Source organism: Calothrix sp. NIES-2100 (assembly GCF_963875285.1).
GTDB lineage: Bacteria > Cyanobacteriota > Cyanobacteriia > Cyanobacteriales > Nostocaceae > Aulosira.
In genome coordinates this window covers 4,436,721-4,448,188 of record NZ_CAWNLA010000001.1, presented here as the reverse complement: position 1 = coordinate 4,448,188, position 11,468 = coordinate 4,436,721, and the positions used below count along the sequence as shown (strand labels likewise).

Sequence of the window (11,468 nt, the reverse complement as noted above, 5' to 3'; positions counted from 1 at the left end):
TGTTGGCTCATTTATTTTTTGGTATTGTCTATCTGGTTTTATAAGAAATTTCATATAAAATGACAGATGAACAAGATATTACCGAGGTTCCTTTACGTCCAATTGTTTGGATGGGAGACTCTCGTAAAAATATCCGTGAGTTTCCTGAACAAGTGCGTGCATCTGTAGGCTATGCATTGCAATTGGTGCAAGCAGGGGAAACTCCAATAGATGCTAAACCGTTTAAAGGTATTGGTAGCGGTGTATATGAAATCGTCAAACGCTATGATACGGATACTTACAGAGTAGTTTACGCTGTAAAGATTGGGGAAAAAATTTATGTACTGCACGCTTTTCAAAAGAAATCAAAACGGGGGATTAAAACCCCACAGTCGGACATTGATTTGATTAAAAAACGCTATCAAGACGCGCTGGAAAGAGAGAAACAAGCATGACAGAAGAAACAATTTTTGAAGAAAGCAGTGGTAACGTATTCGCTGACCTTGGGCTGGAAGATGCCGATGAACTTCTTACCCGTGGTAAAATCGGCATTGTGGTACTACGTCTGTTGAAACAACGCAACCTCAAGCAACGCGAAATAAGTCAACTGTTAGGAATTCCACAGCCAGAAGTATCTCATTTAATGAAGGGAGAGTTTCAACGCTTCAGTGAGGGTAAACTCCTAATGTTTCTTAAGCGACTTGATACTGAAATCACTTTACATCTTCGCCCACGTAATGCAGAAAACCAATCTGCTGAAACTGTTATATCGCTGTAAATCGGCACAATAAAACCTTGAGTGATGCCTGCGACGGGCTACGCCTACGCAATTACTATATCGCCAAACCCAATTACTGTATTTGAGATCCCAATTGCTATATCGGAGAACCCAATTGCTATTTCCGAGATCCCAATTGCTATATCGGAGAACCCAATTGCTATTTCCGAGATCCCAATTGCTATATCGGAGAACCCAATTGCTATTTCCGAGATCCCAATTGCTATATCGGAGAACCCAATTGCTATTTCCGAGATCCCAATTACTGTATTTGAGATCCCAATTGCTATATCGGAGAACCCAATTGCTATTTCCGAGATCCCAATTACTGTATTTGAGATCCCAATTACTATATCGGAGAACCCAATTGCTATTTCCAAGAATCCATTAGACAAATCGCCAATGCCCAATGCCCCATGCCCAATGCCCAAAAAGACGCTATCATCAGATCCTGTGGCATCTCCCTGCGTAACTCCTAGGATTTATGACCGCTTCTGACTTTGACTTTCAGCCAACGGAACCAAGTAACTCTACTGCGCCGCATTCGGATACGCGGCTAGTAGACCGCAGCAGGCTGAGTAAAATGTATCAGCATTATGTAGAAGTGAAGGATAAGTATCCCCATGCGCTGCTGCTGTATCGGGTGGGTGATTTCTTTGAAACTTTTTTCCAAGATGCTGTAACTGTCTCGCGGGAACTGGAATTAGTTCTGACTAGCAAACACGGCGGTGAAGTTGGGCGGGTGGCGATGACTGGTGTCCCTCACCATGCTTGGGAACGCTACACTACCCAACTGGTGGAGAAAGGCTATGCGGTAGTAATTTGCGACCAAGTGGAAGATGCTTCGGAAGCTGTAGGTTTGGTGCGTCGGGAAGTAACCCGCATCCTCACACCGGGGACTTTGCTAGAAGAAGGAATGTTAAAAGCAAGTCGCAATAATTACTTAGCTGCTGTGGTAATTGCGGCTAATCATTGGGGTTTAGCTTATGCAGATATTTCAACTGGGGAATTTCAGACAACTCAAGGTAGTGATTTAGAACACCTCACCCAAGAATTAATGCGGTTGCAGCCTTCGGAGGTGCTGTTTCCCACCAACGCCCCGGATTTAGGGACTTTACTCCGTCCGGGAGAGACTTCGCCCCATTTACCCCAATGTTTACCACCAACTTTTTGTTATAGTTTGCGATCGCAATCGCCATTTTCCGCAGGGGAAGCTAGAAGTAGATTATTGCAGAAATTTAAAGTGCGATCGCTCGAAGGTTTGGGTTGTGAACACCTACCCCTAGCTGTGCGCGCTGCTGGTGGGTTGTTGGAATATCTGGAAGATACCCAAAAAGAAAATTCTGTTCCCCTGCAATTATTACGCACCTATACCGTCACCGACTATTTAATAGTTGACCATCAAACCCGCCGCAACTTAGAAATTACCCAAACTGTCCGCGATGGAACTTTTCATGGTTCCCTACTTTGGGCGTTAGATAGAACTAGTACCGCAATGGGCGGGCGGGCGTTACGGCGGTGGTTATTGCAACCATTAATTGATATTAAAGGCATTCGCGCCAGACAAGATACCATTCAAGAATTAATAGAAAATACAGCCTTACGTCAAGACTTGCGCCAGTTACTGCGACAAATTTATGATTTAGAAAGGTTAACAGGTAGGGCTGGTTCTGGTACAGCGAACGCGAAAGATTTAATGGCTTTAGCAGATTCTCTCTCCCGCTTACCAGAATTATCTGAGTTAGTGGTAGAAGCCAATTCTCCGTTTTTAAAAGCTTTGCAGAAAGTGCCATCTATATTAGAAGAATTGGCTGCAAAAATCCACGCCCATATAGTAGAGTCACCACCCATACATATTAAAGAAGGTGGCGTAATTCGTGCAGGTGTTAATACTTTACTAGATGAAAGAAAAGCCACCGTAGAAGCGGATCAACAATGGATTGCAAATTTAGAAGTTGACGAAAGAGCCAGAACAGGCATCCCCACATTAAAGGTAGGATATAATAAAACCTTTGGATACTATATTAGTATTTCCCGTGCCAAAGCCGACCAAGTACCGGCTAACTACATTCGCAAACAAACCCTGACGAATGAAGAACGATACATTACCCCAGAATTAAAAGAACGGGAAGCCAGAATTCTCTCAGCTCGTGATGATTTAAATCAGTTGGAATATGAAATTTTTGTCGCCTTGCGGGAAGAAGTAGGCGAACAAGCCGAAATCATTCGCAACCTTTCGCGGGCGGTAGCAGCAGCCGATGTCTTGTGTGGTTTAGCAGAGTTAGCCGTAAATCAAGCTTATTGTCGCCCCGAAATGCTACCGGGAAGAGAAATCGAAATTATCGAAGGAAGACACCCAGTAGTAGAACAATCTTTACCTGCTGGCTTCTTCGTCCCCAATTCCACCCAGTTGGGAGGGAAAGAAGACGGGGAGACGCGGAGAGGGGGAGACGCGGAGACTGAAAATTTCTTTGCGTCCCCGCGTCCCACTGTCCCCGCGTCCACTTCTCATCCCGACCTAATTATCCTCACCGGGCCAAATGCGAGTGGAAAGAGTTGTTATTTGCGTCAGGTAGGATTAATTCAATTAATGGCGCAGACCGGGAGTTTTGTACCTGCCAGATTTGCTAAATTGGGAGTATGCGATCGCATTTTCACCCGTGTAGGTGCAGTGGATGACTTAGCCACAGGTCAATCTACCTTTATGGTAGAGATGAATGAAACCGCAAATATTCTCAACCATGCAACCTCAAGGTCATTAGTGCTATTAGATGAAATTGGGCGAGGAACAGCCACCTTTGATGGACTTTCCATAGCTTGGGCGGTAGCTGAATATTTAGCCACAGATATCAAAGCCAGAACAATTTTTGCCACCCATTACCACGAATTAAACGAACTCGCCGCGATGTTAACCAATGTCGCTAATTATCAAGTGACAGTCAAAGAACTACCCGACCAAATAATCTTTTTGCACCAAGTCCAACCAGGAGGCGCAGATAAATCTTACGGAATCGAAGCCGGAAGACTCGCCGGTTTACCTGCGGTAGTAATTCAAAGAGCAAAACAAGTCATGGGACAGATAGAAAAACACAGTAAAATTGCGATGGGTTTACGGGAAAATTTATAGGGGCTAGGGGCTAGGGGAAAAATCTTCTCTGAAACATCCAATCTCTTATTTTCTCTGCGCCCTTGGCGTTCTTGGCGGTTCAAAATAATACCAATTTCCAACAACAAACCCACAAATTAGGTAGGGGCACAACATTGTTCATTGGTGTCAACTTAAGTCAAAACGCTTATTCCACAGGCATTTTACCCCACCCCTCAATCCCCTCCCCGTAAACGGGGAGGGGACGTTTTGCGTCAGCAAAACTGGGGTGGGGTAGCGCGGATCTTGATGGTACGTGATTTTGTATCAAATCACATCCTGGCAAGGGTTTCACGTTAAGTTGACACAGGTGAACAATGTTGTGCCCTTAATCATCATTTATATGTCGCCAAAATTATGGGAATTGATATTACCCTACACCTCCACCGTTTCACCCACATCACCGGCGAAAAACTCCGGCGTATTGTGATAAAGTACCGCATCAATCCGACAACCTTGATAAGCTAAAACATATAACTCTTTCAAGTCCTTCATCAGCGGATAGCGGGGATTTGCACCCGTGCATTGGTCATCAAATGCTTGTTCCGCCATTTCTTCTACTTTGGCGTAGAACTCCTTATCTTCATCACCCAACGCCTGTTTAATCGTCGCCGGAATATCAATTTGTTGTTTGAGATTTTCAATCGCCGCAATCAATAATTCCACTTTTTCATCGGCTGTATTTCCACCCAAATGTAGGTGGTCAGCTATTTGCGCATACCTATCTTTCGCATTAGGATATCTATATTGGGGAAATATTGCTTGCTTAAAGGGAATATCCGTAGCGTTATAGCGGATAACATGGGAAATCATCAAAGCATTAGCCAGTCCGTGGGGAACGTGAAAAGTAGCACCGAGTTTGTGTGCCATTGAGTGACAAATACCCAAGAAGGCATTGGCAAAAGCCATCCCGGCAATTGTCGCAGCATAATGTACCTTTTCTCTTGCTTTCGGGTCATTGGCACCATTTTGGTAAGCACTGGGTAAATATTTAAACAATAATCTAATTGCTTGCAGCGCCAAACCATCGGTAAATTCGCTTGCCATTACTGATACGTAGGATTCTAAGGCATGAGTTAAAGCATCAATCCCACCGTATGCTGTGAGTTTTTTCGGCATATTGGCGACGAGTTCCGGATCGGCGATCGCAATATTCGGAGTTAGGGCATAATCTGCTAAGGGGTATTTCATGCCGACGCTGTCATCTGTCACCACAGCAAAGGGTGTCACTTCCGAACCAGTTCCCGAAGTTGTGGGAATCGCCACCATGATGGCTTTTTGTCCCAAAGGCGGTAATTCATAAACTCGCTTGCGGATATCCATAAACCGCATCGCCAAACCTTCAAATTCCACATCGGGTTGTTCATACATCAACCACATGACTTTAGCCGCGTCCATTGGCGAACCACCACCAATAGCAATAATCACATCTGGTTGATAGCTTCTGAGTAAAGCCAATCCTTTATTTACATTAGATAACGTCGGATCAGGTTCAACATCGTGGAATACGTCATGCTTCACACCAATTTCGTCTAACACCTGGGTGACTTTATCGACGATTCCTAAATCAAATAATTGTTTATCGGTAACAATAAAAGCCCGTTCCTTCCCAACTAAATCCCGTAAAGCTACAGGTAAACACCCATATTTGAAATAGACTTTGGGTGGAACACGGAACCACAACATATTTTGTCGCCGTTGGGATACCGTTTTAATATTTACTAGGTGATGAGGTGTGACGTTATCGGAAATTGTATTACCTCCCCAAGTCCCACAACCTAAAGTTAAAGATGGGTCAAGTTTAAAGTTATATAAATCCCCAATCGCCCCTTGAGAAGATGGAGTATTAATCAGGACTCTTCCTGTTTTCATCTTATTCTCAAAATAAGCAATATCATCCAGATTAGCGGGATTTGTATACAATACCGATGTATGTCCCAATCCCCCAAATTCTACTAATTGTTCAGCTTTCTCGACAGCTTCAGGGAAAGTTGCGGCGCGATACATAGCCAAAATTGGCGATAATTTCTCATATGCAAAAGCCTCACTATCGGCTACTGTTTCCACTTCACCAATCAAGACTTTATAAACCTTTGGTGCTGGGGAAGCATCGTCATTGGATAGAGAAATTCCCGCTAACCTAGCTAAATTCTCCACCGACTGTCCGACAATCGCCGGATTTAATCTGCCTTCTTTCAAAATTATCTGACCCAGCTTTTGTTTTTCCTCATCATTGAGAAAATATGCCCCACGACTGATAAATTCCTGCTTGACTTTTGCGTAAATCTCATCAACGACAACAACTGATTGTTCGGAAGCGCAAATCATGCCATTGTCAAAAGTTTTACTTAACAAAATTGAACTAACAGCAGTTTGAATGTGGGCGCTACTATCAATTACCGCTGGAGTATTACCAGCACCAACACCTAAAGATGGATGACCGGAAGAATAAGCAGCGCGTACCATTCCCGGCCCGCCAGTAGCTAAAATTAATTTAACTTCTGGATGCTGCATTAAAGCTTTAGATAACTCTACAGTTGGCTCATCAATCCAACCAATAATATCTTCTGGCGCACCTGCCGCAATTGCCGCTTTCAGGACAATTTTAGCTGCTTCCATAGTGCATTTTTTTGATTTGGGATGGGGTGAAAAAATAATTGCATTTCTTGTTTTTAAAGCAATTAAGGCTTTAAAAATGGTTGTCGCTGTCGGATTAGTTACAGGGACAATTCCGGCAACAATTCCTACAGGTTCTGATATTTTTTGAATACCAAATGTATGGTCTTCTTCAATGATGCCGCAGGTTTTTTCGTGTTTGTATTTATTGTAAATAAATTCGGAAGCAAAGTGGTTTTTAATTACTTTATCTTCCACAATTCCCATACCTGTTTCGGTAACTGCCAATTTTGCTAAGGGAATCCGTTCGGCGTTAGCTGCTAATGCAGCCTTCTTAAAGATGACATCAACTTGTTCTTGAGAGTAATTGGCATATTTTGCCTGTGCAGCTTTTACCCGTTGCACAAGTAATTCTAATTCTTCGAGATTGGTAACTTTCATATGTTTATCCTCTTGCGGAATTTACTACAGATATTTCACTCGTGCGCCATTCATCCAATTAGGAATCAATCATCAATCGCATCAAATGACCAATGACTAATGACAGCCATCACCAATATTTTGATTGCACCGATTACTCAAATCGCAAATATTCCTCGACTGCGAAAAATATCTAATGTTGCTTGTACTTGTTCTGGAGATGGTGGAAGAGTATCTGCCAATAAGTATTCAAACCCTAATTCCTGCCATTTGTATTCCCCCATTTTATGAAATGGTAAAACTTCGACTCTTTGCACATTATTGAATGGGGCAATAAAATCAGCTAAACCGCTAATATTTTCTGGGTCATCAGTGAGACCGGGAACTAAAACAAATCGAATCCAAGCAGGCTTATGAATGACATTGAGATATTTAGCTAAGGCTAATGTTGGTTCAATTTTACGACCTGTAACTTTAGTGTAAGTTTCCGGGTCAAATGATTTAATGTCAAGCAGGACTAAATCGACAAACTCTAGTACAGATTTCGCCGATTCTAAATCACAAAAACCAGAAGTATCTAACGCTGTATGTATCCCTAATTCTTGACAACGCTTAAAGATTTCTCGCACAAATCCCGGTTGCATTAATGGTTCGCCACCAGTGATTGTTACACCACCGCCAGAAGATTTCATATAAGATTGATACTTCTGAATTTCGGTCAATATTTCATCAACACTGGTTTGTTTTCCATGTTCCAGATAACGACAATCAGAATTGCTGCAATAAAGACAGCGTAGCGGACAACCAGATGTGAAAATTACGAATCGAATACCAGGCCCGTCAACTGTTCCACAACTTTCTACTGAATGTATATAGCCAGAATTAATAATTGCTGGAACTATGTGACTATTTTCTAGCTTGTAATTTTCGCTGGTAAAAGTTGGGAATTTTAGATTGTGCATGAATTTTACCTAATTTGACAGCACCCATCAACCTGTCTTTTGCCTCTCATCTATGAGTTATAGATAACAAATGTGAGGAACTTGTGTGGATAGACTGCTGTACACAATCAATTTTAGAAATAAAATTTTGGTTCCTATGATCCCCATTCGATATATATCAAAATAGGGGTATTGTGACCTGAATTTGAATTCAAAAACTTACCATATTTTAATTTTTTTGTCAGTGATAAAAGCTAAATATCTAGCAATTCTATATCAATTGTGAAAAATATCCGTTGTGGCTGTTGACTGTTAACAGTTGACCGCTATATCCAAAAATTATGAATTAATGACAATTTGAAAAAAATCTGTAGGGGCGGGGTCTCCCCGCCCTTTACTTTGCCAAAATCCATATGTTATACCAATTCAAATAATGTTTGCGACACATCAATATATTCTAGAGGGCACGGCAGTGTTCCCTACCATCTGTCGCATTCTTTTTTCAAATTGGTATTACCCTCATTAATTGAATCGGTATAACATGATTTTTTAGTGCTTTTGTGCGCTTTCCCAAACAATATCCCCGAATTTTCTCGAAAGTCGGGGATATAATCAACTAGCATTTTAACTGTTTAGACAGGTAGGTTTTAGGCTGTTCTCAAACCTAAAATCGGTCGTGGAATGTCCGCTGAATCACATCAAGCTGCTGTTCTCGCGTCAATTTAATAAAGTTCACCGCATAACCGGAAACCCTAATAGTTAGCTGCGGATATAACTCTGGATGATCCATTGCATCAAGTAACATTTCCCGCTTCAGGACGTTAACGTTGATGTGGTGTCCGCCATCATGGAAGTAACCATCCAACATTCCCACAAGGTTGCTGATTTGATCAACTTCTAACTTACCTAAAGCCGATGGAACAACGGAGAATGTGTTGGAAATTCCATCTTGTGCGTATTGGTAAGGAATTTTCGCTACCGATTCTAAAGAAGCGATCGCACCTTTACTATCCCGTCCATGCATAGGATTTGCACCTGGCGCAAAGGGTTCACCGGCTTTTCTCCCGTCGGGTGTGTTACCTGTTTTCTTCCCGTAGACAACGTTGGAAGTAATTGTTAATACTGATTGCGTTGGTGTGGCTTGGCGATAAGTTGGATGTTTACGCAGTTCGTTCATGAATGTGGTAACTAAATTTACCGCTATTTCATCAACTTGATTGTTGTTATTGCCATATTTGGGGAAATCGCCGGTAATTTCATAATCAACGGCTAATCCGGCTTCATTCCGCAAAACTTTGACTTTTGCATACTTAATTGCCGATAAAGCATCTGTAACCACCGATAACCCGGCAATCCCGCAAGCCATTGTCCGGAGAATGTCGCGATCGTGCAGTGCCATTTCGATGCGTTCGTAGCAGTATTTATCGTGCATGTAATGGATGACGTTGAGGGTATTAATATACGCCTTAGCCAACCACGCCATCATGATTTCTAGCTGATCCCACACCTGTTGGTAATCCAGATATTCGGAAGTGATCGGTGCGATCGCACTTGCAACTTGTTCGCCAGAATTTTCATCCTTACCGCCGTTGATCGCATACAGCAAACACTTAGCCAGATTAACTCTCGCCCCGAAAAACTGCATTTGCTTACCAATGCGCATGGCGGAAACGCAACAGGCGATCGCATAATCATCTCCCCAGTATGAACGCATCAAATCATCGTTCTCATACTGTATTGAACTAGTATGAATTGAAACTTTGCTACAAAAACGTTTAAAGTTATCTGGCAAGTGTTCCGACCACAACACCGTTAAATTAGGCTCTGGTGCTGCGCCTAAATTATACAAAGTATGCAGAATCCGGAAACTATTTTTCGTCACCAAAGGTCTACCATCTTCACCCACACCGCCAACACATTCCGTTACCCAAGTGGGATCGCCAGAGAAGAGTTGATTGTAGTCGGGTGTCCGCAAAAATCTCACCATGCGCAATTTCATCACAAAATGATCGATGAGTTCTTGCAGTTCGGATTCGGTGATTTTCCCTTGTTGTAAATCCCGTTCAAAGTAGATATCTAGAAAAGTAGAAACTCTTCCCAAAGACATCGCCGCACCGTTTTGTTCTTTAACTGCTGCGAGGTAGCCAAAATATAACCACTGCACAGCCTCCTTCGCCGTCGCTGCGGGTTGGCTAATATCAAACCCGTAGCTTCCAGCCATTGTCTTCAATTCAAACAGTGCTTTGATTTGTTCGGAAATTTCTTCCCGCAGGCGAATTGTCGCTTCGTCGATGACATCTAATTCTAAAGATGTGAGTTGTGCTTTTTTGTCTGTGATGAGAGCATCAACACCATACAAAGCCACTCGCCGATAATCCCCAATGATTCTGCCCCGTCCGTAAGCGTCTGGTAATCCGGTGATAATACCATAGTGGCGGCATAAGCGCATTTCGCGGGTATAGCCATCAAATACCCCATCGTTATGGGTTTTGCGGTATTTGGTAAATATCTCCGCAGTTTGGGGATTGATTTCGTAACCGTAAGCTTTTAATGCATCTTTCACTACGCGAATTCCACCTAAAGGCATAATCGCACGTTTCAGAGGTTTTTCCGTTTGCAATCCCACTATTTGCTCAAGTTCGCGGTTAATATAACCCGGTTGATGAGAGGTAATTGTCGAAACAACTTCTGTATCTGCATCTAGAATGCCTTTTTCGCGTTCAACCGCCATTAAGTCTTTGACTTGTTCCCAGAGTGCTTGAGTTGTTGGAGTTGCACCTGTTAAAAAAGATTCATCGCCACTGTAAAGGGTGTAATTTTTTTGGATGAAATCACGAACATTGATTTCTTCTATCCATTTGCCACTTTTGAAACCTTGCCATTGTGCCAACATCTGAGATTCCCCCCAGTTGATGAAGCTGATTATTGACTGCGGTATCTGGTTTGTGGATAACGTAGCACATTCGATTTTGATATTAACCCATTTTTTAGGTGTTCAATTTTTATGAGTCAAGTGAGATGTAGCAACCTTGATGGTTTTGGGCAAAAATTAAATTTTTATATGTAGCAATAGTTGCATTTAGCTGAAAGGCAGTTTGCGACTTGTAAATTAAGTTTTTGACTCGTATGTTAACTTGTGCGATTCGTAAACTTAGTTTCTGAGTCGTAAATTAACTTTACAACTCGTAAACTTAGTTTCTGACTCGTATTTCAACTTTGCGACTCGTAAATTAGGTTTTTGACACATAAATTAGGTTTACAGCAGTTTTCATGTATTTAGACCACAATGAAAAACTCTACCCACAAGGCGATGGAGTTTCCCACCGACTGCCAATGAAGATAAAAGAAATCTACCCCTGTTTAGTTAATTTCAAACAGAGGTAGGTTAGCGTGGAGAGGAGAAATCAATTAGCAATGAAAATTTATCGATTATTAGCGAATAAATTAGTTACCAACAGTCAATGCTTGTCCAGCTTGGCTGAAGATATCTTGAGCATTAACCAAGGTAACAGTACCAGCGCCAGCAGCACCTGCAAATGTCGATTGACCAACTGTTAAATTACTTTGATGAAAGCTGCTATTGGTATCT

At 42.2% G+C, this 11,468-nt stretch carries 7 protein-coding genes; 3 read left to right on the top strand and 4 right to left on the bottom strand.

The annotated features are described in order from the left end of the window. The first annotated feature begins 59 nt into the window (after window positions 1-59). Both AACU32_RS18230 and AACU32_RS18225 read left to right on the top strand, forming a co-directional pair. Window positions 60-434 carry a type II toxin-antitoxin system RelE/ParE family toxin gene (locus AACU32_RS18230; protein WP_096602020.1) on the top strand — a complete coding sequence of 125 codons (375 nt, stop codon included), beginning with the start codon at window positions 60-62 and terminating at the stop codon, window positions 432-434. Beyond that, entirely contained in the window at window positions 431-757 is a 327-nt protein-coding gene (locus tag AACU32_RS18225; protein WP_096602017.1) for a helix-turn-helix domain-containing protein, read from the top strand. The genes AACU32_RS18230 and AACU32_RS18225 overlap by 4 nt, the downstream gene beginning before the upstream one ends. 44 nt (window positions 758-801) lie before the next feature. Here AACU32_RS18225 and AACU32_RS18220 read toward each other — a convergent pair whose 3' ends face one another. Beyond that, a complete protein-coding gene (locus AACU32_RS18220) occupies window positions 802-1,188 on the bottom strand; it encodes a hypothetical protein (protein ID WP_096602014.1) in 387 nt (128 codons plus the stop codon). 53 nt (window positions 1,189-1,241) lie between these two features. Between AACU32_RS18220 and mutS the strand changes: the two genes are divergently transcribed. After that, the gene (mutS, locus tag AACU32_RS18215) at window positions 1,242-3,884 is read left to right on the top strand and encodes a DNA mismatch repair protein MutS (protein WP_096602011.1); all 2,643 of its coding nucleotides are present in this window, start codon (window positions 1,242-1,244) and stop codon (window positions 3,882-3,884) included. Window positions 3,885-4,277: 393 nt separating this feature from the next. On the opposite strand, the gene adhE is transcribed toward mutS, so the two are convergent. The 3 genes from adhE to pflB form a co-directional block, all read right to left on the bottom strand. Continuing rightward, the gene (adhE, locus tag AACU32_RS18210; protein ID WP_096602008.1) at window positions 4,278-6,959 is read right to left on the bottom strand and encodes a bifunctional acetaldehyde-CoA/alcohol dehydrogenase; all 2,682 of its coding nucleotides are present in this window, start codon (window positions 6,957-6,959) and stop codon (window positions 4,278-4,280) included. 137 nt (window positions 6,960-7,096) lie between these two features. Further along, window positions 7,097-7,900 carry a pyruvate formate-lyase-activating protein gene (pflA, locus tag AACU32_RS18205; protein WP_096602005.1) on the bottom strand — a complete coding sequence of 268 codons (804 nt, stop codon included), beginning with the start codon at window positions 7,898-7,900 and terminating at the stop codon, window positions 7,097-7,099. Window positions 7,901-8,543: 643 nt separating this feature from the next. Continuing rightward, a complete protein-coding gene (pflB, locus tag AACU32_RS18200; RefSeq protein WP_096602002.1) occupies window positions 8,544-10,772 on the bottom strand; it encodes a formate C-acetyltransferase in 2,229 nt (742 codons plus the stop codon). Window positions 10,773-11,468 lie beyond the last annotated feature (696 nt).